This is a genomic window from Actinoplanes sp. CA-030573 (assembly GCF_050951115.1).
Classification (GTDB): Bacteria; Actinomycetota; Actinomycetes; order Mycobacteriales; family Micromonosporaceae; genus Actinoplanes.
This window is the reverse complement of the sequence record NZ_CP192038.1, coordinates 8,463,349-8,486,895: the sequence shown is the minus strand read 5'-3', so window position 1 is coordinate 8,486,895 and position 23,547 is coordinate 8,463,349. Positions and strand designations below refer to the sequence as shown.

Genomic DNA, 23,547 nt, shown 5'->3' with positions numbered 1-23,547 from the left:
GCGCCCGCCGATGACCGTGACACAACCTTGTCCTACGGTTGCTCCGTGCCGTTCCCATTGGTCCCGCGTGTGATCACCATCGTGGGCCCGACCGCCGCGGGAAAGTCCGCCCTGAGCATCGCTCTCGCCCATGAGCTGGGCGGCGAGGTGGTCAACGCCGACTCCATGCAGCTGTACCGAGGGATGGACGTCGGCACCGCCAAACTGACCGCCGACGAGCGCGCCGGCGTTCCGCACCATCTGCTCGACATCTGGGACGTCACGGTGCCGGCGGCGGTCGCCGAGTACCAGGCGCTGGCCCGGGCCGCGATCGACGACATCCTCGCCCGGGGCCGGGTGCCGTTGCTGGTGGGTGGTTCGGGACTGTACGTCCGGGCCGTGCTGGAGGAGTTCGAGTTTCCCGGCACCGATCCCGGCATCCGGGCACGGCTCGAGGCCGAGCTGGCCGCGGACGGGCCCGCGCCGCTGTTCGCCCGCCTGCGCGGATGGGACCCGGCGGCGGCCGAGAAGATCCTTCCCTCGAACGGGCGGCGGATCGTGCGCGCGCTCGAGGTGATCGAGCTGACCGGCCGGCCCTTCACCGCCTCGCTGCCGGCGCCGACCCCGCACTACGCGTCGGTGCAGATCGGCGTCGACCGGGAGCCGGCCGCGCTGGACGAGCGGATCGGGCGGCGGGTCGACCTGATGTGGGCGAACGGGATGGTCGACGAGGTCCGCGGCCTGCTGCCGCTGGGCCTGCGCGACGGGCGGACGGCGAGCCGGGCGCTGGGCTACCAGCAGGCGATCGCGCAGATCGACGGCGAGCTGACCGAGGAGCAGGCGAAGGCCGAGACGGCCCAGGGCACCCGGCGGTTCGTGCGGCGGCAGCGGTCCTGGTTCCGGCGCGATCCGGCGATCCACTGGCTGGACGGGGCGTCGGACACACTCGTGGCGGACGCCCTCGCGCGTACGGAATGATGGGACGCGTGTTTTTCACCAAGGGCCATGGCACCGGCAACGACTTCGTGATCATCTCGGACCCGGACGGCGTCCTCTCGCTCACGCCGTCGCGGGTGGCGGAGCTGTGTGACCGCCGCTTCGGGATCGGCGCCGACGGCGTCCTGCGGGTGGTGCGCGCGGCCAAGGACCCGGACGGTGTCGCGTTCGCGGCCGACGCCGAGTGGTTCATGGATTACCGCAACAGCGACGGCTCGGTCGCCGAGATGTGCGGGAACGGCGTGCGCGTCTTCGCCCGCTTCCTGGTGGCGAACGGACTGGCCACGCCCGGCGCCGAGGGCCTGCCGGTGGCCACGCGGGCCGGCGTCGTGGTCGCGGTGGTCGAGGGCGACTCCATCCGGGTGCACATGCGGAGCCCCCGGGTGTACGCGGCGAGCACCGCGACCGTGGGACCCCTGACCTTCCCCGGTGTGGCCGTCGACTGCGGCAACCCGCACCTGGTCTGCGGCGTGCACGACGGCCTCGACCTGTCCTCGCTCGACCTCACCGCCGCGCCCGGTTTCGACCAGGGCCTGTTCGGCCAGGGCGTCAACGTCGAGTTCGTGGTGCCCGGCGACCCGGTCGAGGGCGCCGACCTGCACGTATCCATGCGGGTCCACGAGCGCGGCTCGGGCGAGACGCTCTCCTGCGGATCGGGCGCGCTCGCGGTCGGGGCCGCCGCCCTGCGCGACGCCGGCCTGGCGACCGGCGTGGTCGCCGTCGACGTCCTCGGCGGCCGGCTCACCGTCACCCACGACGAGGCCGGCCGCTGGTGGCTGGCCGGCCCCGCGGTGCTGGTGGCCAAGGGCGAGCTCCTCGGCTAGAAGGTCTCCTCCGGCGCCTCGTCCAGCTCGGCCTCGGGCATCGCGGCCGCGTTGTGCGGTGCCGCGCCGCCCTTCACGGCCGCCCGGATCGCCGAGGCCACCGCCGGCGTCACCCGCTGGTCGAAGACGCTCGGGATGATGAACGTCGGGTTGATCTTGTCTTCGCCCACCACGTCGGCGATCGCCCGGGCCGCGGCCAGCGCCATCTCCTCGGTGAACCCCTCGGCGCTGACGTCGAGCATGCCGCGGAAGACGCCGGGGAAGGCGAGCACGTTGTTGATCTGGTTGGGCTGGTCCGAGCGGCCGGTGGCGACCACCGCGGCGTGCTGGCGGGCCTCCCGCGGGTCGACCTCGGGGTCGGGGTTGGCCAGCGCGAAGACGATCGACTTGTCGGCCATCTTGGCGATGTCGGCGCCGGTGAGCAGATTGGGCGCGCTCACCCCGATGAAGACGTCGGCGCCCTCGATCGCGCCGGGGAGATTCCCGGAGTAGTTGTACCGGTTCGTGTTCTGGGCGAGCCAGTGCCATGTCGGCGTCAGATCGGGCATGCCACGATGCAGGGCACCCTTCCGGTCGTACGCGATGATGTCGCCCACGCCCTGCCGCAGCAGCAGCTTCATGATCGCCGTGCCCGCGGCGCCCGCGCCGGAGACCACCACCCGCACGTCCTCCATCCGCTTGCCCACCACCCGCAGCGCGTTGGTGAGCGCGGCCAGCACGCAGATCGCCGTGCCGTGCTGGTCGTCGTGGAAGACCGGGATGTCCAGCTGCTCGCGCAGCCGCTCCTCGATCTCGAAGCAGCGCGGCGCGGCGATGTCCTCGAGGTTGATGCCGCCGTACGCGGGGGCGATCGCCTTCACGATCCGGACGATCTCGTCGGTGTCCTGCGTGTCGAGCACGACCGGCCACGCGTCCACCCCGCCGAAGCGCTTGAACAGCGCCGCCTTGCCCTCCATCACCGGCATCGCCGCCGCCGGTCCGATGTTGCCCAGGCCGAGCACCGCCGAGCCGTCGCTGACCACGGCCACCGTGTTGCGCTTGATGGTCAGCCGGCGGGCGTCGGCCGGGTTCTCGGCGATCGCCATGCAGACCCGCGCCACGCCCGGCGTGTAGGCCCGGGACAGCTCGTCCCGGTTGCGCAGCGCGACCTTGGAGCTGACCTCGATCTTGCCGCCGAGGTGCAGCAGGAACGTCCGGTCCGAGACCTTGCGGACGTCGACCCCGTCCAGCTCCTCGAGGGTCTTGACCACCTGGTCGGCGTGGCTCGAGTCGGCGGTGTCGCAGGTGAGGTCGACCAGCACGCTGGTCGGGTCCGAGTCGACGACGTCAAGCGCCGTCACGATCGCGCCGGCCTCCCCGACGCAGGTCGTGAGGCGGCCGATCGACGAGGCGTCCGCGGTAACGGCGATGCGGATCGTGATCGAGAATCCTGCGCTCGGCAGGCGGGTGGTCACCACGGTGTGTCCTCCGGATCTGGCATGGGGTTCACCGCATTGTTGCTCTCCCGGAATAACGGGTTCCAATCCGGTGGTTACTGATGAGTCGGACACTCCCTGTCAACTGACGGCCCTGATAAGTAGATGCGCCCGCACCTGGGACGTGCCACGATCGGGCCAGGAGGTCACTTTTTTGCGAAACACTTACCAGGCACCCGTCCTCGACGAGCTCGAGGCGGACCCCACCACCGGCGAGCTCGAGCTCGAGGAGCGGCATTCGCTGCGGCGCGTCGCCGGGCTCTCCACCGAGCTCACCGACATCACCGAGGTCGAGTACCGGCAGCTGCGGCTCGAGCGGGTCGTCCTGGTCGGCGTCTGGACCGAGGGCACCATCGCGGACGCGGAGAATTCGCTGACCGAGCTGGCGGCGCTGGCCGAGACGGCCGGCTCCCAGGTCCTCGAGGGCCTCATCCAGCGGCGCTCGCGGCCCGACGCGGCCACCTTCATCGGCCGGGGCAAGGTCGACGAGCTGCGCGACGTGGTCGTCTCGTCCGGCGCCGACACGGTGATCTGCGACGGCGAGCTGTCCCCGTCCCAGCTGCGCAACCTCGAGCAGCAGACCAAGGTCAAGGTCGTCGACCGGACGGCGCTGATCCTCGACATCTTCGCCCAGCACGCGAAGAGCAAAGAGGGCAAGGCCCAGGTCGAGCTGGCCCAGCTGCAGTACCTGCTGCCCCGCCTGCGTGGCTGGGGCGAGACGCTGTCCCGGCAGAGCGGTGGCTCCGGCCGTGGTGGCGGTGCCGGCGGCGGCGTGGGCCTGCGCGGTCCCGGTGAGACCAAGCTCGAGACCGACCGGCGCCGGATCAACCAGCGCATCGCGCGCCTTCGCCGGGAGATCAAGGCGATGCGCACCGTACGGCAGACCAAGCGCTCGCGACGGCAGGCGAGCGGCGTTCCCGCCGTCGCCATCGCCGGTTACACCAACGCCGGCAAGTCCAGCCTGCTCAACCGGCTGACCCAGGCCGGCGTGCTGGTGGAGAACGCGTTGTTCGCCACCCTCGACCCGACCACCCGGCGCACCGCGGCCGAGGACGGGCGTGTCTTCACGCTCTCCGACACGGTCGGGTTCGTCCGGCACCTGCCACACCAGATCGTCGAGGCGTTCCGCTCGACGCTCGAGGAGGTGGCCGAGGCCGATCTGGTCGTGCACGTGGTCGACGGCGCGCACCCCGACCCCGAGGGCCAGGTCAGCGCCGTGCGCGAGGTGCTGGGCGAGGTGGGCGCCGACCGCATCCCGGAGCTGCTGGTCATCAACAAGGTGGACGCGGCCGACGAGGAGAGCCTGCTGCGGCTCAAGCGCACCTGGCCGGACGCGGTCTTCGTGTCGGCCCGCAGCGGCGCCGGCATCGCCGACCTGCACGCGGCCATCGCCCAGCGGCTGCCGCGCCCGGCCGTGGACCTGCGGGTCCTGCTTCCGTACGACCGGGGCGACCTGGTCGCCCGGATCCACCGGTCCGGTCAGGTGCTCAACACCCGCTACACGGACGACGGGACGGAGCTCCAGGTCCGGGTCGGCGAGCAGCTCGCCGCCGAGCTGGAGTCGTACCGCGACTGAGCGTGGGCGCGCCGCCCCGGGGTGATCAGAGCGAAACACCGCTTCGAGACGCCGCATGCGACACTGATCGGATGCGGCGTCTCGTGTTTCCGGCTATCGCGGCCCTGGGCCTGGTGATGGTCGGTCCGTCCAGTGCGTTTGCGGATGATCCGGCACCCACCGTCAGCGTCAAGGCGACGGCGGGCAAGAAGGTCTGCAAGGTGACCGACCCCAAGCTCGACGAGCTCTCCGGGATGGTCGCCACCCAGGACGGCTTCGTCGTCGTCAACGACAGCACCAACACGGACAGCCACCGCAAGATCTTCTTCCTCGACAGCAAGTGCAAGATCGTCGACACGAAGTCGTTCGGGGGGACGCCGCGCGACCCCGAGGACATGATCCTGGCGCCGGACGGCAAGACGCTGTGGATCGCCGACATCGGCGACAACAACTTCGACAAGGACGACGGCACCCGCCGGCCCTCGATCGGCGTGTGGAAGATGCCGCTCGACGGGTCGAAGAAGCCGGTCCTCTACCGCATGAAGTACCCCGAGGGCGACTACCACGACGCCGAGGCGCTGCTGATCACCGGGCAGAACACGCCGCTGATCATCACCAAGGAGATCGGCACGGCGGCCGGGCTCTACGAGCCGACCGCGGCCCTCAAGGCCAGCAGCGAAGAGGGCGTCCCGCTGAAGAAGGTCGGCACGCTCACCGTGTCGAAGACCGAGACCGCCGGAAACCCGTTCGCCCGCATCGGCAACCAGACCATCGACGGCGCCGCGATGTCGGCCGACGGCTCCAAGGTCGTGCTGCGCACGTACACCGACGCGATGGAATGGGACGTCACCAACGGCGACGTGCTGGCCGCAATCAAGGGCAAGCCGCGGATCACCGGCCTGCCCAACGAGACGCTCGGCGAGTCGATCACCTACAGCGCCGACGGCAAGCTCTTCTACACAGTCTCCGACATGAGCGGCGACCATGACGCGGCCAACTACATCCTCTCGTACGTGCCGTCGACCGAGATCGCCGTCGCGAAGAAGGGCTCGTCCAGCTCGACCGGCGCCGGCGACCACTGGTATTCGGACCTGACCATCGACCAGATCACGTACGCGGTGGGCGCGATCGGGCTGGTCGGCCTGATCCTGGTCGGCGTGGGCGTGCTCGGCATCGCCCGGCACCGCAAGCGGATCGCGCTCAACCCGCTGCCGGCGGACCGGTTCGACGACGACGAGCCCGGCGATCCCGAGACCGAGCTGATCGGCGTCGGCGGCGCACCGCAGCAGCAGCGCGCCGGGGCCGGCGCCGGCGTCTACGGCGGCGCTCGCTCCGGCCCGGCCGGCGGCCCCCGCCCGGGCGGCGGCCCGGTCTATGGCAGCGGCGGCGGTCAGCCGGGTGGCGGCCCGCAGCGAGGCGGTTCCGGCCCGGTCTACGGCAGCGGTGGTCAGGGTGGCGGCGGTCCGCAGTACGGCCGTCCGCCGCAGGGTGGCCAGCCCGCCCGTGGTCCGCAAGGCCAGCCCGCGCGTGGTCCGCAAGGCCAGCCGCCGCGTGGGCCGCAGGGCCAGCCGCCGCGTGGTCCGCAGGGCGAGCCCGCGCGTGGTCCGCAAGGCCAGCCGCCGCGTGGTCCGCAGGGCGAGCCCGCGCGTGCACCCCAGGGCCAGCCGCCGCGTGGTCCGCAGGGCGAGCCCGCGCGTGCACCCCAGGGCCAGCCTCCGCGTGGCCCGCAGCCGGGCGGCCGCGACGGAGTCTACGGCGGGCGCGATGGCGGTGCCCGTGATGGCGGTGGCCGCGATGGCGGTGGCCGCGATGGCGGTGGCCAGCCATACGGTCAGCCTCGCGGTCCGCAGCAGGGCCAGCGCCCGCAGCGTCCGCCGCAGGGCGGCCAGCCGCGTGGCGCGCAGGGCGGCGGCCAGCGCGGCGTCTACGGCCAGCCGGGTGCCCGCGACGGCTACGCGGACCGCAATGCCCGCCCTGAGGGCCGCTTCGACAACCCGGGCTATCGCCGCTGATCCCGTCTGCGCCGATCCGGTCTGCGCCGATCCGGTCTGCGCCGATCCGGTCTGCGCCGATCCGGTCTGCGCAGCCGGTCGCACCTTCCCGGAGCGACCGGCCTCGCTTCGTCTACACCCGGCGCAGGACCGCGACCACCCGTCCCATGATCGTGGCGTCGTCGCCGGGGATCGGGTCGAAGGCCGGGTTGGCCGGCATGAGCCAGACGTGGCCGTCACGCTGGCGGTAGCTCTTCACCGTGGCCTCGCCATCGATCATGGCGGCCACGATGTCGCCCGCGTTCGCGGTGGGCTGCTGGCGTACCACGACCCAGTCGCCGTTGCAGATCGCGGCGTCGATCATCGAGTCGCCCTTGACCTCGAGCATGAAGACCTCGCCCTCGCCGACCAGCTCGCGCGGCAGCGGGAAGAACTCCTCGACGGCCTGCTCGGCCAGGATCGGGCCGCCGGCGGCGATGCGGCCGACCAGCGGGACGTAGGCCGGCTGCGGACGCGCGCTGCGCAGCGTCTCGTCGTCCACCATCTCGCTGGGCGCGCGCACGTCGACGGCGCGCGGGCGGTTCGGGTCGCGGCGCAGGAAGCCCTTGGTCTCCAGCGCCTTCAGCTGATAGGCCACGCTGGACGGCGAGACCAGGCCGACCGCCTCGCCGATCTCGCGGACGCTCGGCGGGTAGCCGTAGCGCTCCACCCAGTCGCGGATGAACTCGAGGATGCGCCGCTGACGGGCCGTGAGGTCGGCGGTCACCAGGTCGGGGAAGTGGCTGACCACGGGCGTGACCGACCGCAGCTGCGGCGCCTCGTTACCGGCCCGCGCCCGGCCCGGCGTGCTGCGGCGGCGCAATGCCGTCGGCGCCGTGTCCGGTTTGGAGATCTGCTCTTGATGCCGGCTCGTCCGGTCGTCGGTCGACACGTCCGCCCTCCCTGTCGGCCAGTGCCTCGTCGGCACGTGGTGCGCTCGCGGAGCCGGGGCGCAACGTCGTGGGGATGGCGTTCGCCCGGCTGACCCCTCTTGTCGGGAAACCGTAGTGCCGGGGTGCGACATATTCAAACATCTGTACGACATTCGCGTCGGCGTGTCGCCCGCAAGTGCTCGACTTCCGTACGTGTGTTCTGGTAGACCGTCGTACGGGCGTTCTATCGAACAGGCGTCCTAACTGTGGATCTTGGGGGGACATGTCATGGTCGCGCACTCGATTCGGCCCTCCGAGCCGCCGCTGCGCCTGACTCGCCGGGGCCGGGCGGTCGTGCTCGGGCTGCTCGTCCTGGTCGCCTCGGTGGCGAGCGCCGTGTTGTTCACCACGGCGTCGCGGGCGTCCGACGACTCCTCCGCGCCGGCGCCTACCATCACTGTCCGGTCCGGCCAGACGTTGTGGGACATCGCCGCCGCGAGCTCGTCCCGTCGCGACGGCTGGGCCCGGGTGGCCGAGATCCGCGAGCTCAACCATCTGCCCGGCAACGACGTCCAGGCCGGCCAGGTGCTGGTCCTCCCGCGCCCCTGATCTGTCCCCCGCCGGTGCCGTGATCGCGCGCCCGGCGGCGCGTTGATCTTGCGAGAACGGTGCGAAGGGCGGCGTTCGGTAACCGCCGGTACACCGCACGTGTTGAGTCGGAAAATACGGCGCGTCGCCGCGCCGCTGAGCTTGCGTCCGCGTCCGCCGAGGAATAGCGTCTACCCCAACATCTAGTAGTTACAAGGGTGTAAGTCATCCACTGGTTGGGGTTTCACCTCCCCGGTTATCCACAGGCCGTCACGGCGTCGCGCTGGCAGTGACCATCGCGTCGCCGCGTTTCGGCGTGCCCGGAGAAGCCTGGGGGAGGGTCCCGGAGGGAGATCGCGGTGCGCTGCCCGTACTGTCGCCACGCCGACTCACGCGTGGTCGACTCGCGTGAGGCCGACGACGGCGCGTTGATCCGTCGCCGGCGCTCGTGCCCCGAGTGCGGCAAGCGGTTCACCACGGTCGAGGAAGCGGTTCTGGCCGTCGTGAAACGCAGCGGCGTCACCGAGCCCTTCAGCCGGACGAAGATCATGAGTGGGGTCCGCAAGGCCTGCCAGGGCCGGCCCGTCGACGAGGACTCGATCGCGAAGCTTGCGCAACGCGTCGAGGACACCGTCCGGGCCCGGGGCGCGGCCGAGATCCCGAGTCACGAGGTGGGGCTGGCGATCCTCACCCCGTTGCGGGAGCTCGACCAGGTGGCTTATCTCCGGTTCGCCAGCGTCTACAAGTCCTTCGACTCGCTCGACGAGTTCGAGAAGGAGATCGCAGAGCTGCGCGATGCCAACAAGTGACGATGCTCGACAAGTGACTGAGCGCGAGTGACGGAAGCAGTACCGACGAGGGGGAGCAGTATGGCCGGGGACGGCATCACAGCAGGGCGGCAGCGCAGTCGTGCGAACGGCAGCGCGGCCGCCGGGGGGCTGCGGGTCGAGCGGGTCTGGACGACCGAGGGCGTCCACCCGTACGACGAGGTCGAGTGGGAGCGCCGCGACGTCGTCATGACGAACTGGCGGGACGGCTCGATCAACTTCGAGCAGAAGGGCGTCGAGTTTCCCGCGTTCTGGAGCGTGAACGCGGCGAACATCGTCACCACCAAGTACTTCCGCGGCGCGGTGGGCACCCCGGAGCGGGAGTGGTCGCTCAAGCAGCTCATCGACCGCGTCGTCTCGACGTACCGCAAGGCCGGCGAGAAGCACGGCTACTTCGCCACCAAGGCCGACGCCGAGCTGTTCGACCAAGAGCTGACCTGGATGCTGCTGCACCAGGTGTTCAGCTTCAACTCGCCGGTGTGGTTCAACGTCGGCACCAAGTCGCCGCAGCAGGTCAGCGCCTGCTTCATCCTCTCGGTCGACGACTCGATGGACTCCATCCTGGACTGGTACAAGGAGGAGGGGCTGATCTTCAAGGGCGGCTCCGGCTCCGGCGTCAACCTGTCCCGCATCCGCTCGTCCAAGGAACTGCTGTCGTCCGGGGGGACCGCCAGCGGACCGGTGAGCTTCATGCGCGGCGCCGACGCGAGCGCCGGGACGATCAAGTCCGGCGGCGCGACCCGCCGGGCGGCCAAGATGGTCATCCTCGACGTCGACCACCCGGACATCGAGGAGTTCGTCTTCACCAAGGCGCGCGAGGAGAACAAGATCCGCGCGCTGCGGGACGCCGGCTTCGACATGGACCTCGGCGGCGCCGACATCGTCTCGGTGCAGTACCAGAACGCCAACAACTCGGTGCGCGTCTCCGACGAGTTCATGCGGGCGTACGAGGAGGGCACCGACTTCGCGCTCCGCGGCCGCCTGGACGGCGAGGAGATCGAGCGGGTCGACGCCCGGAAGCTGTTCCGCGGCATCGCCCAGGCGGCGTGGGAGTGCGCCGACCCCGGTATGCAGTACGACGACACCATCAACGACTGGCACACGAACCCCGAGACCGGCCGGATCACCGCGTCCAACCCGTGCTCGGAGTACATGTCGCTGGACGACTCGTCCTGCAACCTGGCCTCGCTGAACCTGATGAAGTTCCTCAAGGCCGACGGCGGCTTCGAGGTGGAGAAGTTCGTCAAGAGCGTCGAGTTCATCATCACCGCGATGGAGATCTCGATCGCCTTCGCCGACTTCCCGACCGAGAAGATCGGGATCACCACCCGCGCCTACCGCCAGCTCGGCATCGGCTACGCGAACATCGGCGCGCTGTTGATGGCGTCGGGCCTGCCGTACGACTCGGAGGCCGGCCGCAGCGTCGCCGCCGCCATCACCTCGCTGATGACCGGCACCGCGTACCGCCGCTCGGCCGAGATCGCCGGCGTCGTCGGCCCGTACGAGGGCTACGCCCGCAACGCCGAGGCGCACAAGCGGGTCATGCGCAAGCACGCCGCCGCCAACGACGAGATCCGCTCGTCGAACATCGTCGCCACCGAGATCACCCGCGAGGCCACCAAGCAGTGGCAGTCCGGCCTCAAGATCGGTGAGAAGAACGGCTGGCGCAACGCCCAGGCGTCGGTGCTCGCGCCGACCGGCACCATCGGCCTGATGATGGACTGCGACACCACCGGCATCGAGCCCGACCTGGCCCTGGTCAAGTTCAAGAAGCTGGTCGGCGGCGGCTCGATGCAGATCGTCAACCAGACCGTGCCGCGCGCGCTGCGCAGCCTCGGCTACCCCGAGGAGCAGGTCGAGGCGATCGTCGAGCACATCTCCGAGCACGGCAACGTCATCGACGCCCCCGGTCTCAAGCCGGAGCACTACGCGGTCTTCGACTGCGCCATGGGCGAGCGGGCGATCGCGCCGATGGGCCACGTGCGGATGATGGCGGCCGTCCAGCCGTTCATCTCGGGCGCCATCTCGAAGACGGTCAACATGCCGGAGACGGCGACCATCGAGGAGATCGAGAACATTCACTACCAGGGCTGGAAGCTCGGCCTCAAGGCGCTGGCGATCTACCGCGACAACTGCAAGGTGGGTCAGCCGCTCTCGGCCGCCGGGTCGTCGTCGAAGAAGGCCGTCGCCGAGACCGCACCCGCGGCCGAGGTCGAGAAGGTCGTGGAGAAGGTCGTCGAGTACCGCCCGGTCCGCAAGCGGCTGCCGAAGAAGCGCCCGTCGGAGACGGTGTCGTTCTCGGTCGGCGGCGCCGAGGGCTACCTCACCGCGTCGTCCTACCCCGACGACGGCCTCGGCGAGGTCTTCCTCAAGATGTCGAAGCAGGGCTCGACCCTGGCCGGCGTCATGGACGCGTTCTCGGTGGCGATCTCGATAGGGCTGCAGTACGGCGTCCCGCTCGAGACCTACGTCGGCAAGTTCACCAACATGCGCTTCGAGCCGGCCGGCATGACCGACGACCCGGACGTCCGCATGGCGGCCTCGGTGATGGACTACATCTTCCGGCGGCTGGCGCTCGACTTCCTGCCGTACGAGACCCGGGCCGAGCTCGGCATCTTCACGGCCAAGGAGCGTGCCGCCCAGGTCCAGGCCGAGGCGGCGGCCGAGGCCGCGGCGGCGTCGGCTGATCTCGCCGGCATGGCGGTCTCGGCGCCGGTGTCGGCTCCGGTGGGCGCGGCCACGTCGGACGCGCCGGCCCCGGTGGCCGAGCCGCAGAAGCCGGCGACGGTGTCGATCGGCTCGTCGACCGAGCTGCTCGAGGTCGTCATGGGCCAGGCGGCCGACGCGCCCCTGTGCTTCACCTGCGGCACCAAGATGCGGCGCGCCGGAAGCTGCTACGTCTGCGAGGGCTGCGGCTCCACCTCCGGCTGCAGTTAATTCCTCAGATCGAAAGGGCCCTCGGACCGTAATGGTCCGGGGGCTCTTCTTTATGCGATCAAGAATGGCGAGCGATCAATTCCTCGGTTGACCACCGTGGTGGAATGCCCTGGTTACCCTCGTTCTGAACGACGAAACTCGATGCTTGCCCTGCGTTAAGTATCAATTGGCACGTTACGCCGAAAGGATCACGGACAACCGGTCGGAAGTGGATTAGACGGCTGTCGACGGGGGATGTCGAAGCCGGAATAACCACTCACGTAGGAGGCAACGTGTCCGACCTACCGACCGGCGTCAACACGCCGGACAGATCCTCTTCAGGTGCGTCGTCCACGGCCAAGGAGGTCGCCGGGCGCGGCGCTCAGGCGGCCGGTCAGGCGGCGACGGACGTCAAGCAGACCGCGGCCGAGCAGGCCCAGCGCGTCGGCGCCGAGGCGAAGGCCCAGGCCCGCAGCCTGGCCGGCGACGTGCGGGACACGCTGACGCAGCAGGCCCGCGCCCAGAACGACAAGCTTTCCGGAACGATCCGGCAGACCGCCGACCAGCTGGACGAGATGCGCGGCGACCGCAGCGACTCGCCGGCCGCCACGGTCGTCTCCCGGGTCGCCGACGGCGGCCGTCAGCTGGCGGACTACCTGGACCGCAACGGCCCCGAGGGGGTGCTGCGCGAGGTGCAGGACTTCGCCCGCCGCCGTCCGGGCGCGTTCCTGGCGACGGCGCTCGCGGCCGGCTTCGTGGTCGGTCGCCTGGGCAAGGGCGTGGCCAAGGCCGGCTCGTCCGACAAGCCCACGGGCGACTCGTTCTCCAGCACCTACACGCCGGCCACGGCCAGCCAGCCGCCGGTGACCCCGCCGGTCTACACCGAGCCGCCGGTCTACACCGAGCCGCCGTCCTACACCGAGCCGACCGTCACGACGACGACGGCCTATCCGGAGACCACCGGGACCGAATACGCGGCGACCGGCACCGGTCAGCCTCTGGTGGTCGAGGAGTTCCCGCCGGAGACGCGGCGATGACCGCCCCCAGCGACCGCACCGACCCGGTGGCCGAGACGTCGATCGGCGAGATGATCGGCGACATCAGCAACGATCTTTCGCAGCTGTTCCGCCAAGAGGTCGAGCTGGCCAAGGTCGAGCTCAAGCAGGAGGCGACCAAGGCCGGCAAGGCCGCGGGCATGCTCGGCGGCGCCGGGTTCGCCGGTTACCTCGCCGTGGTGCTGCTCAGCTTCGCCCTGGTCTTCGGCCTGGCGAACGTCATGGACGCCGGATGGGCGGCGCTCATCGTCGCCGTCATCTGGGCGATCATCGGCGCGGTGCTCTACGCCGCCGGCCGCAAGAGGCTCAAGACGGTGGACCCCGTTCCGCGGCGGACGGTTGACACGATTAAGGAGGACGCCCAATGGCTGAAGAACCCGACCGGCTGAGGCAGAACATCGAGAGCACCCGAGCCAGCCTGACGCGCGATGTGGACCGGCTGGCCGAGAAGACGAGTCCCAAGCAGGTGGCGCGTCGCCGCTGGACCGCGATCCAGGAGAAGGTCATGGGAAGTGCTGAGCACGGCCGGCACGCCGTGAGCGAGAAGGCGAGCGCGGTCGGCGACACGGCGTCGTCCGCGGCGAGCACCGTACAGGAGAAGGCGCACGACGCCGCCGACGCGGTCCGGTCCGCGCCGCAGGCCGTCGCCTCGCAGGCGCAGGGCAACCCGTTGGCCGCCGGCATCATCGCGTTCGGGGTGGGTATACTCGCCGCCACGCTGATGCCGGTCACCGAGGCCGAGCGCCGCGTGGGCGAGGAGATCAAGGACCGCAGCGGCGAGCTGACCGACCAGCTCAAGGATGTCGCGTCCGAGGTCAAGGACGACCTGGCGGGCTCGGCCCGGCAGGCCGTGGACGAGGTGAAGTCGACCGCCCAGGACGCCGCGCAGACGACCAAGCAGCAGGCGCAGTCGTCGGCGCAGGACGTCAAGCAGGAGACGCAGGAAGCGGCCCGGAACGCCTGACCGCGCAACCGACGTCCCCCGGCGAGTGCGCCGGGGGACGTTTCGGTTCCTGCCGAAGGCCGGTGTTATCCACAGGGGTACGCAGAGATCGGCCCGCGGTGGCAAGGTGTGGCGCATGGACCACAACGAATCGGCAGTGATCAAGGCGCATCTCGAGGCGCCTCCGGAGCGCGTCTGGGCGGCCCTCACCGAGGCCCCGGCGCTTCAGGCCTGGTATTGGCCACCGTCTGTGCATCCCGCCGTCGAGTCCGATCCGGTCGTCGGCGGCCGATTCGGTATTGCGGCCGACGGCATGGGCTTCTCGGGGGAGTATCGCGAGCTCGACCGACCACGGCGGATCGTGCAGTCGTGGCGGTGGCAGGGCGACGATCGGGACAGCCGGGTGACCATCGAGCTGAGCCCGGCCGGCGACGGCACCGATCTGGTCGTCGTGCACGACCGGGTCGACGCCGCCACCGCGGAGATGTATCGCGCCGGCTGGGAGAGCTGCCTCGCGCGCCTACCAGACTATTTGTCCGGAAGCTGAGCCAAGGTCAGCGACCCCCGCCGAGGAAATCGGTGATCAGTCCAGCCAGGACGGTGGGCTGCTCGATCACCATGGCGTGCGACGCGTCCGCGAGCGAGAGGTATCGCGGGTGGGACGCCGCCGAGACCTGGTCGACCAGGTACCGCCGGTGCGCGGCGTAGAGCTCGGCGAACGGTGCCTGCTCGGGCAGGTCGCGCGTGGCCAGCACGACCAGCTCCGGGCACGTCGTCGAGGCGTAGACCGGTCCGAGGTCGAGCGTGTTCATGAGCGTACGGAGCTGGGAGGTGGTCTCCGCGGAGGGGCGAGTCGAGGTCTCGCCGTTCGCATGCACCAGGTTGCGCCGGAAGCCCTCGATCCAGACCTTCTCGTTCGCGCCCATGTCGCGCGCCGCCATCTGCTGGCGCTCGACCAGGTCGGGCAGCTGGTCGGCGGGGATGACCTGGCCCGCCATCGCCTCGAGCTGGTCGAAGATCGCGTGGAGACGGGCGAGCTCGGCCGTAGCCTTCTCCGGGTCGAGGCCGGGCAGGTGCTCGGGCTTGGTGGGCGGCGGGTTGCCGTCGAGGCTGACCACGCCCGGCGACTCGGGGTGACGCTGGCCCCAGAGCGCGGCCAGCATGCCGCCGAGCGAGTGGCCGACCACGGAGGGGCGTTCGACCTCCATCTGGACGCAGACGGCCGCCAGATCGCCGAGCGCGGCATCCCAGGTCCAGGCGCCGTCGCCGGAACGGCCGTGCCCGCGCAGGTCCACGGTGATGACGCGGTGGTTCGGGCGCAGGGCCCTCGCCAGCGTGGTCATCTGGGCGAGGTTGCCGCCGGCGCCGTGCAGCAGCAGCATCGGTGGCTGGTCACCGCCGAAGTCGCGGACCGCGATGGGCAGCTCCCCGGCGTCGATCAGGCGGTCGTTGATCACGGTTTCTCCTCGGGTTCATGGCGCTCTTCACCAAAGCCGCCGCCCGAGCCGGCGGAGTCGTTGCCGACACGGGCGCGGAGCCGATCGCGTACGGCTGCGGACGGCACGCCCCCGTCCGGATGCCGCGGCAGACGGCCGCGTTTGACCAGGTCGTGCACGCCTTGCCGGCTGATGCCGAGCATCGCCCCGGCGGTGGCGTAGGAAACCGACTCCGCCCCCGGATGGCCAGCGCGAACGGCGACGACCTGGCCGAGCGGCGTGCCCCACCACTCGGCCGGCGGATCGAAGGCGCGATCGCCCGGATAGACGGTGGCGATCAACCGCGCGGCCGTCAGCGTGGCCGCCCGGTCGTCCCCGTGCCGCATGACGTCGGCCCATCGGCGGGCGCGCAGCCGCACCAGCCGGCGCAGCGCCTCCACCGCGTCGTCGCCCTCGAGCAGGACCTCGAGCGGGTCGAGGAGGCGGATGTCGAGCAGCCGGACGATCTGCTCGACGAGGTCACTCACGGTCGTCATGCTACTTGACACCGGCCGTCAAGCAAAGAGGGGCCTTTCGCCCGATCGCCGGGCAAAGTACGGTGTGCCCCGAAACCCCTCGGGAGGACCCCTCGTGCGTTCGCGTTTCGTCGTGCTCGGCGCCGCCGCGCTCCTCGCCATGGCCGGTTGCGCCATGGCCGGGTGTGACAACAAAGCCGAGGCGCAGGCCGAGGAGACGCTCCCGCCGGTCGCTCTGGTCGAGCAGCCCGCCGCCTCGGCCGGTGGCGCCTGCATCCTGTGGAACTACGACTTCATCAAGACCAAGATCGGCGTCGCCTTCGACGTGGCCGCCTCCGACCAGGTCGACGACACCTCGACCTGCGTCGTGCAGACCGTCGGCGGGAAGTGGCCCGACCTGGCGCTCTCGGTGGTGGAGAGCACCCAGGCCGACGCCAAGCTGTTCCTCTCCGACCTCAAGCCGGCCAAGGCGACCACGCTCAAGGGCCTCGGCAAGGCCGCCTATCGCCTCAACTCGGCCGCGAGCGCCGGGCACGGGCCGGTCATCGAGATCGGCTGGCTCAGCGAGGCGAAGCAGCTGCAGACGCTGCGCTTCACCTTCGCCAAGGACGCCAAGGCGACCGACGTCAACGCGATGAACGGCAAGCTGCTCACGCTGGCCAAGGCGATGGACACCACCGCCGGGTGATACGCCGAAGGAGTTAGTGCGCCGCGACGAACACCCGGGAAGCGACCTCGCGCGGCAGGCGGATCTTGTCGCCCGAGCGGTCGATCGTGACGGCGTCGCGCTCCTGGGCCACGGTCACGGTGGTGCCGGGGTCGATGCCGGCCGCGTGCAACTGGCGCAGCACGTCGGCGTTGGTCTGCACGCTCTCGCAGATGCGCCGCACGACCACGGTGCCGGTCAGCCCCGGGAACGCCAGGTTGCGCTCGCCGGTGTTGCTCGCGGTGCTGGTCACGCCCGGCTCCTCGTCCGGCATGCCGAGCACCTCAAGACCGGGGATCGGATTCCCGTACGGCGAGCGCGTCGGCCGGTTGAGCAGCTCATAGACCTTGCGCTCGACCGAGTCGCTCATGACGTGCTCCCACCGGCAGGCCTCCTCGTGGGCCTCCTCGTAGGGCATGCCGATCACGTTGACCAGCAGCAGCTCGGCGAGACGGTGCTTGCGCATGACCGCCACGGCGGCGACCCGGCCGGCCGCCGTCAGCACGAGATGGCGGTCACCCTCGACGGTGAGCAGCCCGTCACGCTCCATCCGCGCGACCGTCTGGCTGACCGTGGGACCGCTCTGATGCAGCCGCTCGGCAATGCGCGCACGCAGCGGCGGAACACCCTCCTCCTCCAACTCGAGGATGGTCCGGAGATACATCTCCGTGGTGTCAACAAGATCATTCAAGGTGCGGCCCTCCCGGAGCGATATTACCTCGTTAACCGGCCTTGACAGCGCTCCGGACCGGTGGTGCCGGGAGCCCACCCGAACGCGTCCCCGGAAACTGTCGGTGGCGCGTGGCAGCATGACCGTCATGGCCGACCGGACGACCACCGTGGTGTGGGATCAAGCCCTGCTCGACTACGACATGGGCGATCACCCGCTCAACCCCGTGCGGGTGGAGCTCACGATGGCGCTCGCCCGCGAGCTAGGGGTGCTCGACCGGGCCGGGGTGCAGATGGTCACGCCGCGCCCGGCCACCGACGACGATCTCACCCGCATCCACCGCCCCGACTATCTCGACGCCGTCCGGCTCGCGCCCAGCGATCCGTTCTTCCGGGGCTGGGGTCTCAACACCCCCGACAATCCGGTCTTCGACGGCATGCACGAGGCCTCGGCGCGCATCTGCGGCGCCTCCATCGCCGCCGCCGAGGCGGTCTGGGAGGGGCGTACGACGAGGGCCGTGAACGTGGCCGGCGGCCTGCACCACGCGATGGCCGCCCGGGCCGCCGGCTTCTGCGTCTACAACGACCCCGCCGTCGCCATCGCCCGCCTGCTCGACCGGGGAGCCCAGCGGGTGGCCTATGTGGATGTCGACGTCCACCACGGCGACGGTGTGCAGACCGCCTTCTACGACGATCCGCGGGTGCTCACCATCAGCCTGCACGAGTCCCCGCTCGCCCTCTTCCCGGGCACCGGCTTCTCCGAGGAGGTGGGTGGCCCCTCGGCCGAGGGCATGGCGGTCAACGTCCCGCTGCCACCCGGCACGTCCGATCGCGGCTGGCTGCGGGCCTTCCACGCGATCGTGCCGTCGATCCTGCGGGCGTACGCGCCCGAGGTCGTCTTCAGCCAGTGCGGGGCCGACGCCCACCGCCTCGACCCGCTGGCCGACCTGAGCCTCTCGGTCGACGGGCAGCGCGCCGCCTACATCGCCATGCGCGACCTGGCCGACGAGCTCTGCGACGGGCGCTGGATCGCCACCGGCGGCGGGGGATACGCGCTGGTCGAGGTCGTCCCCCGGGCCTGGACGCACCTGCTCGCGGTGGCCACCGGCGAACCGCTCGACCCCGCCACCCGTACCCCCGATGGCTGGCGCGCGCTGGCCGCCCAGCGATGTCCCCGGGCCGAGGTGCCCGAGACCATGACCGACGGCGCCGACCCGGTGATCGAGCCCTGGCAGCCCGGCACCGAGCCCGACCCGGTCGACCGCGCCATCCTCGCCACCCGCACGGCCGTGTTCCCGCTGCACGGCCTCGACCCGCACGATCCTCGCGACTAGGGGGCGCGTCATGGAGAAGAGCGCGGACGTCCTGCTGTCCGACGGCACGGCCGCCCACCTGCGGCAGATCCGGCCCGGCGACGCGCCGGCCATCGTGGAGTTCCACTCCCGCATGAGCGATCGCACGCGATATCTGCGCTACTTCTCTCCCTATCCGCGCATTCCGGAGCGCGACCTCGAGCGCTTCGTCAATGTCGACCATCGCGATCGTGAGGCGTTCGTCCTGGTGAACGGCCCGCGCATCGTGGCCGTCGGCCGCTACGAGCGCTTCGGTCCCGATGCGCCCGAGGCCGAGGTCGCCCTGGTCGTGGAGGACGCCTATCAGGGCCGCGGCATCGGCTCGGTGCTGCTCGAGCATCTGGCCGAGGCCGCCCAGGAAAACGGGATCGCCCGGTTCGTCGCCGAAGTCCTCCCGGAGAACGGCGGGATGCTCCGCGTCTTCAGCGACTTCGGCTATCAGATCCAGCGCAAATACGCGGACGGCGTGGTTCACCTCGAGTTCCCGATCGCGCCCACCGAGAAGTCGCGCGAGGTGCAGGAGTCACGCGAGCAGCGGACCGAGGCGCGGTCGATCGCCCGGCTTCTCGCGCCGCGCGCGGTCGCGGTCTACGGCGCCAGCGCCAGCGGTCAGGGTATCGGCGCCGCCATGCTCGGCCACCTGCGCGACGGCGGGTTCACCGGCACGATCGTCCCGGTCCATCGCCGGGCCGATCGGGTGGCGGGTCTTCCGGCGTACCGGTCGGCGAGCGAGGCCGGGGTCGCCGTCGATCTCGCGCTGATCGCGGTGCCGCCGGAGGCGGTGGCCGACGCGGTGGAGGACGCGGCGGCCAGCGGCGCGGGTGGCCTCGTGGTGGTCTCGGCCGGGTTCGCCGAGGCGGGCGCCGACGGCGCGGTGGCCCAGCGGGCGCTGGTCGAGCGCGCGCATGGTGCGGGGTTGCGAGTGGTGGGGCCCAACAGCATGGGGATCGCCAACACCGACGCTTCCGTACGTCTCAATGCCACGCTTTCGCCGTTGCTGCCGGCCGCCGGGCGGGTCGGGTTCTTCAGTCAGAGCGGTGCGCTGGGTGTCGCCCTGCTGGCCGAGGCCGACCGTCGCGGGCTCGGCCTGTCCAGCTTCGTGTCGGCCGGCAACCGGGCCGACGTCTCCGGCAACGACCTCCTGCAGTACTGGCAGGACGACCCCGGCACCGACGTCGTCCTGCTCTACCTCGAGACGTTCGGCAACCCGCGCAAGTTCGCCCGCCTCGCCCGCCGCATGTCCCGCGTCAAGCCGGTCGTGGCCGTCGCCTCGGCGACCCGCCCGCCCGGCCTCGCCGGCGACCTACCCGGCCCCGACGCGCACGCGGTGACCGCCCTGTTCGCCCGTTCCGGCGTCATCCGGGTCGACACCGTGCCCGAGCTTTTCGACGTCGGACTGCTGCTGGCCCACCAGCCGCTGCCGGCCGGCCGCCGGGTCGCCGTGGTCGGCAACTCGTCCGCGTTGTCGCAGCTCGCGGTGGCCGCCTGCCGCGCGAACGGCCTCACCGTGGCCGAGGGCTACCCACACGACATCAGCCCGCAGGCCGGCGCCCACGACTTCGCCGACGCCCTGGCCGACGCCGCCGTCGACGACCGCGCCGATGCCCTGGTCGTGGTCTTCGCGCCGCCGCTGCCCGGCCAGCTCCCCGACGAGGACGCCGATTTCGCCGCCGCCCTGGCCGGCGTCGCGCTGGCCGGCGAGAAACCCACGGTCGCCACGTTCCTGCTGGGCAACCTGCCGCCTCGCGTCCCGGCCTACCCGTCGGTCGAGGAGGCGGTGCGTGCCCTCGGCCGCGTCGCCACCTACGCCGAGTGGCTGCGCCGACCGCCCGGCGTGCTGCCGGCTCTGTCCGATGTGGACCCGCTGGCGGCCGACGTCGAGGGCCCGCCGTCCGAGCTGCTGGCGGCGTACGGCATCGACGTCGTCCCGTCCACGCTCGCCACCTCGGTCGACACCGCGCTCGAGGCGGCGTCCACGCTCGGCTACCCGGTCGCGCTGAAGGCGGCCGGCGGCGCCCTGCGGCATCGCATCGACCTGGGCGCGGTCCGGCTGGCGTTGGCCGACGAGGACGACCTCCGGGCCGCGTACGCCGACCTGGCCGCCAACTTCGGCCCCGACGTGCTGGTGCAGACGATGGTCGCCCCCGGCGTCGCCTGCACGGTCGAGGTCGTGGAAGATCCCGCCTTCGGCCCGGTGGTCGGCTTCGGCCTCGGCGGCGTGGCCAGCGAACTGCTGGGCGACCTGGCCTGGCGCGCGGCCCCGCTCACCGACCGGGCGGCCGAGGCCCTGGTCGCCGAGCCGAAGGCCGCGCCGCTGCTGCACGGCTACCGAGGCTCGGCCCCGGTCGACCGCGCCGCCCTCATCGACCTGCTCCTGCGCGTGGGCCGCCTGGCCGACGACCACCCCCGCTTGCGATCCCTGATGCTCAACCCCGTGCTGGCCCGCCCCGACGGCATCTCGGTCCTGCACGCGGCCACCGAGATAGGACCGCCCACGTCCCGCCCCGACACCGGCCCCCGCCGTCTGCGCAGCCCATAGGAACCGAAGTCCCCGGAGGCCGAACGCCACCGCCGCCTGTAGACGACTGGATTTGGGCGGATAACCGATCGCCACGACGGCCGCGGTCTGGTGCGATGCGTGCGGCCGGATGTTGGAGGTAACCATGCGGGCGTTCAACCTGGCGCTGCGATTCGCGCTCGAGCTGTGTGCGCTGGCGGCGCTCGCCTACGGCGGGTGGCACCTGCCCGGCCCGGTCTGGTTCCGCATCCTGGCCGCGATCGCCCTGCCGCTGCTGGGCGCCGTGATCTGGGCCCGCTGGGTAGCCCCGCGCGCGAGCCACCCCTTGCCCGACCCGCAGCGCCTGATTCCCGAGTGGGTCGTCTTCGGCGGCGCGACCGTGGCCCTGATCCTGACCGGCCATCCGATCCTGGGAGCGATCCTCGCCGTGCTGGCCGCCGTGAACCGGTGGGCCTTGCACGCCCTGCGCACAACCACCGGCGGCGAGGCGAAATAGCGACCGCATCCTCGGCGGCGAGTTAGCGGCCCCACCGTCGGCGGCGAGTTAGCGGCCCCACCGTCGGCGGCGAGTTAGCGGCCGCACCCTCGGCGGCGAGATAGCGGCGCCACCCTCGGCGGCGAGAAAGCGGCCCGCCGTCGGCGGCGAGGCGGCGGCCCCACCATCGGCGGCGAGGCGAAAGGGGGCGCCACCATCGCGGCGGGGCGGGATGGCGGCGCTGGTCACGGGGGTGGTGATGACTCGTGGCGGGCGGCTGCGTGACCAGGAACTACACGCGATGGTCGCGCTGCGGCCCGGCGCTGCGGGCACCTCGCGTTGAGGAGGCGGGGACTCGTCTCGACCGCGTACCGGATGATGGTCTTGATCTGCGGTTTGAAGGGTGGAAAAACGACAATGCGGGCACTTGTGCAAACGGTCAGCCGGGCCCGGGTGACGGTCGGCGAGGAGGTCGTGGGGGAGATCGGCGACGGGCTGCTCGTGCTGGTGGGTGTCACGCACGATGACACGGCGGTGAAGGCGGCCGAATTGGCACGTAAGACGATTGAGCTGCGGATTCTTGACGACGAGGCGTCCGCGGTCGACGTGGGGGCGCCGCTGCTCGTGGTCAGTCAGTTCACGCTTTACGGCGACGCCCGGAAGGGACGGCGGCCGACCTGGAGTGCGGCGGCGCCGGCCGAGATCGCCGAACCGCTGGTCACCGCCTATGTGGAGGCGCTGCGCGGCCGGGGAGCCACCGTCGCCACCGGGCGCTTCCGGGCCCACATGCTGGTCGAAAGCGTGAACGTGGGCCCGCGGACGGTTCTCTTGGAGCTCTAGAAGAACAAACCTCGCCGCTGGGCGGACTGGCGCAACCAGTTGTCGAGCTGGCCGGCCCAGTCGACGCGGTCGACCGTCGCATAGTCGACATCGAAGTTGCCGAACGCGTCGTGGCCCTCGGTGAACAGGCCGCCCCGCTTGTCGATCTCGAGGATCACCTGGAGGCGCTGCGGGGTCGGGAGGAAGGTCAGCTCGAGCTGGTTGATGCCGTGCGCGTAGGCCGACGGCGGGTAGAACTCGATCTCCTGGTAGAACGGCAGCGTCTGCTCGGCGCCGTAGACGCGGCCCCGCTCGACGTCGGCGCGGCTGAAGCGGAAACCCAGCCGCAGCAGCGCGTCGAGGATGCGCTCCTGCGCGGGCAGCGGGTGCACGGCCACCGCGTCGAGATCCGACTTGTCGACCGCGCGCGCCACCTCGAGCTCGGTGGTCAGGCCCATGGTCATGCCGTGCAGGTGCTGGCCGTAGACCTCGGTGATCGGCGTCTCCCACGGCACGTCGAAGCGGAACGGCACGTCGTAGCGCGCGCCGGGATCGAGCCGGAACGATCCGGTGAGCCGCTGGCGGTGGAACTCCTGATCGGTGTTGTACTCGCTGTCGCCGCTCTCGACCTCGACCCGGGTGATCAGGCCGACGGCGAGATATTCCACGTCAACGGCATGATCACCGCCGGCGACCCGGATCTGGCCCTCGAGAAAGCCGCCCGGCCGGCAGTTGGGGTTGACCAGCTCCGTCTCGACCGACGGACCGCCCACACCCATCGCCTGCAACATTCTCTTGAAGACCATGAACCGATCCCTCTCGCGCGGCGTTTGGAAGACATTATCGGCCCTCCACAACAGCTCAGATCCGGCATTCCACCCAGTTGTCGGCTTGGTGACGTCAGGGTTCTCCCTGATTCATGCCACACGGACGCTTGCCTCACCTCCGCTTAACGCGTCCCGGGCCAAGCTATCGATCACCGGCGCGAATGCGGCTG

22 protein-coding genes are annotated in these 23,547 nt (G+C 71.0%); 16 read left to right on the top strand and 6 right to left on the bottom strand.

The window, feature by feature from the left end; genetic code table 11:
• The first annotated feature begins 27 nt into the window (after positions 1-27).
• The gene (gene miaA / locus ACQP2F_RS39165) at positions 28-957 is read left to right on the top strand and encodes a tRNA (adenosine(37)-N6)-dimethylallyltransferase MiaA (protein ID WP_433296741.1); all 930 of its coding nucleotides are present in this window, start codon (positions 28-30) and stop codon (positions 955-957) included.
• An 8-nt stretch (positions 958-965) separates the two neighbouring features.
• Positions 966-1,799 (top strand): diaminopimelate epimerase, encoded by an 834-nt coding sequence (gene dapF, locus ACQP2F_RS39160; protein ID WP_433296739.1) that lies wholly within the window; start codon positions 966-968, stop codon positions 1,797-1,799.
• Here dapF and ACQP2F_RS39155 read toward each other — a convergent pair.
• Entirely contained in the window at positions 1,796-3,256 is a 1,461-nt protein-coding gene (locus ACQP2F_RS39155; protein WP_433296736.1) for an NAD-dependent malic enzyme, read from the bottom strand. The two genes, dapF and ACQP2F_RS39155, sit on opposite strands and share 4 nt — an antisense overlap.
• Before the next feature lie 172 nt (positions 3,257-3,428).
• On the opposite strand from ACQP2F_RS39155, the gene hflX reads away from it, so the two are divergent.
• Positions 3,429-4,850, top strand: coding sequence for a GTPase HflX (hflX, locus tag ACQP2F_RS39150; RefSeq protein ID WP_433296734.1), 1,422 nt, complete (start codon positions 3,429-3,431; stop codon positions 4,848-4,850).
• Between the two features lie 71 nt (positions 4,851-4,921).
• Positions 4,922-6,841, top strand: a complete 1,920-nt coding sequence (locus ACQP2F_RS39145; RefSeq protein ID WP_433296732.1) for a proline-rich domain-containing protein — start codon at positions 4,922-4,924, stop codon at positions 6,839-6,841.
• A 112-nt stretch (positions 6,842-6,953) separates the two neighbouring features.
• Here ACQP2F_RS39145 and lexA read toward each other — a convergent pair whose 3' ends face one another.
• Positions 6,954-7,751: a transcriptional repressor LexA gene (gene lexA, locus ACQP2F_RS39140; RefSeq protein ID WP_433296730.1), complete on the bottom strand. Its 798-nt coding sequence runs from the start codon at positions 7,749-7,751 to the stop codon at positions 6,954-6,956.
• A gap of 268 nt (positions 7,752-8,019) precedes the next feature.
• On the opposite strand from lexA, the gene ACQP2F_RS39135 reads away from it, so the two are divergent.
• The 7 genes from ACQP2F_RS39135 to ACQP2F_RS39105 all read left to right on the top strand — a co-directional run bounded on the left by ACQP2F_RS39135 (position 8,020) and on the right by ACQP2F_RS39105 (position 14,607).
• Entirely contained in the window at positions 8,020-8,340 is a 321-nt protein-coding gene (locus ACQP2F_RS39135; protein ID WP_433296728.1) for a LysM peptidoglycan-binding domain-containing protein, read from the top strand.
• Positions 8,341-8,678: 338 nt separating this feature from the next.
• Positions 8,679-9,128 carry a transcriptional regulator NrdR gene (nrdR, locus tag ACQP2F_RS39130; RefSeq protein WP_433296726.1) on the top strand — a complete coding sequence of 150 codons (450 nt, stop codon included), beginning with the start codon at positions 8,679-8,681 and terminating at the stop codon, positions 9,126-9,128.
• 60 nt (positions 9,129-9,188) lie between these two features.
• Positions 9,189-12,083: a vitamin B12-dependent ribonucleotide reductase gene (locus ACQP2F_RS39125; protein WP_433296724.1), complete on the top strand. Its 2,895-nt coding sequence runs from the start codon at positions 9,189-9,191 to the stop codon at positions 12,081-12,083.
• A gap of 272 nt (positions 12,084-12,355) precedes the next feature.
• Positions 12,356-13,099, top strand: coding sequence for a hypothetical protein (locus tag ACQP2F_RS39120; protein ID WP_433296722.1), 744 nt, complete (start codon positions 12,356-12,358; stop codon positions 13,097-13,099).
• Complete coding sequence (locus tag ACQP2F_RS39115) at positions 13,096-13,506, top strand: phage holin family protein (RefSeq protein WP_433296719.1); 411 nt, start codon at positions 13,096-13,098, stop codon at positions 13,504-13,506. The genes ACQP2F_RS39120 and ACQP2F_RS39115 overlap by 4 nt, the downstream gene beginning before the upstream one ends.
• Positions 13,482-14,081: a DUF3618 domain-containing protein gene (locus ACQP2F_RS39110; RefSeq protein WP_433296717.1), complete on the top strand. Its 600-nt coding sequence runs from the start codon at positions 13,482-13,484 to the stop codon at positions 14,079-14,081. Before ACQP2F_RS39115 ends, ACQP2F_RS39110 begins: the two co-directional genes overlap by 25 nt.
• 115 nt (positions 14,082-14,196) lie before the next feature.
• The gene (locus ACQP2F_RS39105) at positions 14,197-14,607 is read left to right on the top strand and encodes an SRPBCC family protein (RefSeq protein ID WP_433296715.1); all 411 of its coding nucleotides are present in this window, start codon (positions 14,197-14,199) and stop codon (positions 14,605-14,607) included.
• 7 nt (positions 14,608-14,614) lie between these two features.
• Here the strand turns inward: ACQP2F_RS39105 and ACQP2F_RS39100 are convergent, their stop codons facing one another.
• Both ACQP2F_RS39100 and ACQP2F_RS39095 read right to left on the bottom strand, forming a co-directional pair.
• Positions 14,615-15,517: an alpha/beta fold hydrolase gene (locus tag ACQP2F_RS39100; RefSeq protein ID WP_433296713.1), complete on the bottom strand. Its 903-nt coding sequence runs from the start codon at positions 15,515-15,517 to the stop codon at positions 14,615-14,617.
• A complete protein-coding gene (locus ACQP2F_RS39095) occupies positions 15,514-16,023 on the bottom strand; it encodes a hypothetical protein (protein ID WP_433296711.1) in 510 nt (169 codons plus the stop codon). Before ACQP2F_RS39095 ends, ACQP2F_RS39100 begins: the two co-directional genes overlap by 4 nt.
• Positions 16,024-16,126: 103 nt before the next feature.
• Between ACQP2F_RS39095 and ACQP2F_RS39090 the strand changes: the two genes are divergently transcribed.
• On the top strand, positions 16,127-16,699 hold the full coding sequence (locus ACQP2F_RS39090) for a hypothetical protein (RefSeq protein ID WP_433296709.1): 573 nt from the start codon (positions 16,127-16,129) through the stop codon (positions 16,697-16,699).
• 13 nt (positions 16,700-16,712) lie between these two features.
• Here ACQP2F_RS39090 and ACQP2F_RS39085 read toward each other — a convergent pair whose 3' ends face one another.
• Positions 16,713-17,381, bottom strand: a complete 669-nt coding sequence (locus ACQP2F_RS39085; protein WP_433296707.1) for a metal-dependent transcriptional regulator — start codon at positions 17,379-17,381, stop codon at positions 16,713-16,715.
• A 154-nt stretch (positions 17,382-17,535) separates the two neighbouring features.
• Here ACQP2F_RS39085 and ACQP2F_RS39080 point away from each other — a divergent pair, with 154 nt between their 5' ends.
• The 4 genes from ACQP2F_RS39080 (at position 17,536) to dtd (ending at position 22,571) form a co-directional block, all read left to right on the top strand.
• Positions 17,536-18,720 carry an acetoin utilization protein AcuC gene (locus ACQP2F_RS39080; RefSeq protein WP_433296705.1) on the top strand — a complete coding sequence of 395 codons (1,185 nt, stop codon included), beginning with the start codon at positions 17,536-17,538 and terminating at the stop codon, positions 18,718-18,720.
• A 10-nt stretch (positions 18,721-18,730) separates the two neighbouring features.
• A complete protein-coding gene (locus ACQP2F_RS39075) occupies positions 18,731-21,277 on the top strand; it encodes a GNAT family N-acetyltransferase (RefSeq protein ID WP_433296703.1) in 2,547 nt (848 codons plus the stop codon).
• Between the two features lie 124 nt (positions 21,278-21,401).
• Positions 21,402-21,752, top strand: coding sequence for a YrdB family protein (locus tag ACQP2F_RS39070; RefSeq protein ID WP_433296701.1), 351 nt, complete (start codon positions 21,402-21,404; stop codon positions 21,750-21,752).
• A 396-nt stretch (positions 21,753-22,148) separates the two neighbouring features.
• Entirely contained in the window at positions 22,149-22,571 is a 423-nt protein-coding gene (dtd, locus tag ACQP2F_RS39065; protein ID WP_433307769.1) for a D-aminoacyl-tRNA deacylase, read from the top strand.
• Here the strand turns inward: dtd and ACQP2F_RS39060 are convergent.
• A complete protein-coding gene (locus tag ACQP2F_RS39060) occupies positions 22,568-23,356 on the bottom strand; it encodes a sporulation protein (RefSeq protein WP_433296699.1) in 789 nt (262 codons plus the stop codon). The genes dtd and ACQP2F_RS39060 overlap by 4 nt on opposite strands.
• Positions 23,357-23,547: the final 191 nt, after the last annotated feature.

Coding starts and splice junctions, on each gene's coding strand:
- ACQP2F_RS39145 (WP_433296732.1), top strand. CDS start 4,922: ATGCGGCGTCTCGTGTTTCCGGCTATCGCGGCCCTGGGCCTGGTGATG.
- ACQP2F_RS39135 (WP_433296728.1), top strand. CDS start 8,020: ATGGTCGCGCACTCGATTCGGCCCTCCGAGCCGCCGCTGCGCCTGACT.
- ACQP2F_RS39085 (WP_433296707.1), bottom strand. CDS start 17,381: ATGTATCTCCGGACCATCCTCGAGTTGGAGGAGGAGGGTGTTCCGCCG.
- ACQP2F_RS39060 (WP_433296699.1), bottom strand. CDS start 23,356: ATGGTCTTCAAGAGAATGTTGCAGGCGATGGGTGTGGGCGGTCCGTCG.
- ACQP2F_RS39105 (WP_433296715.1), top strand. CDS start 14,197: ATGGACCACAACGAATCGGCAGTGATCAAGGCGCATCTCGAGGCGCCT.
- ACQP2F_RS39070 (WP_433296701.1), top strand. CDS start 21,402: ATGCGGGCGTTCAACCTGGCGCTGCGATTCGCGCTCGAGCTGTGTGCG.
- ACQP2F_RS39075 (WP_433296703.1), top strand. CDS start 18,731: ATGGAGAAGAGCGCGGACGTCCTGCTGTCCGACGGCACGGCCGCCCAC.
- ACQP2F_RS39125 (WP_433296724.1), top strand. CDS start 9,189: ATGGCCGGGGACGGCATCACAGCAGGGCGGCAGCGCAGTCGTGCGAAC.
- ACQP2F_RS39080 (WP_433296705.1), top strand. CDS start 17,536: ATGGCCGACCGGACGACCACCGTGGTGTGGGATCAAGCCCTGCTCGAC.
- dtd (WP_433307769.1), top strand. CDS start 22,149: ATGCGGGCACTTGTGCAAACGGTCAGCCGGGCCCGGGTGACGGTCGGC.
- ACQP2F_RS39110 (WP_433296717.1), top strand. CDS start 13,482: ATGGCTGAAGAACCCGACCGGCTGAGGCAGAACATCGAGAGCACCCGA.
- ACQP2F_RS39115 (WP_433296719.1), top strand. CDS start 13,096: ATGACCGCCCCCAGCGACCGCACCGACCCGGTGGCCGAGACGTCGATC.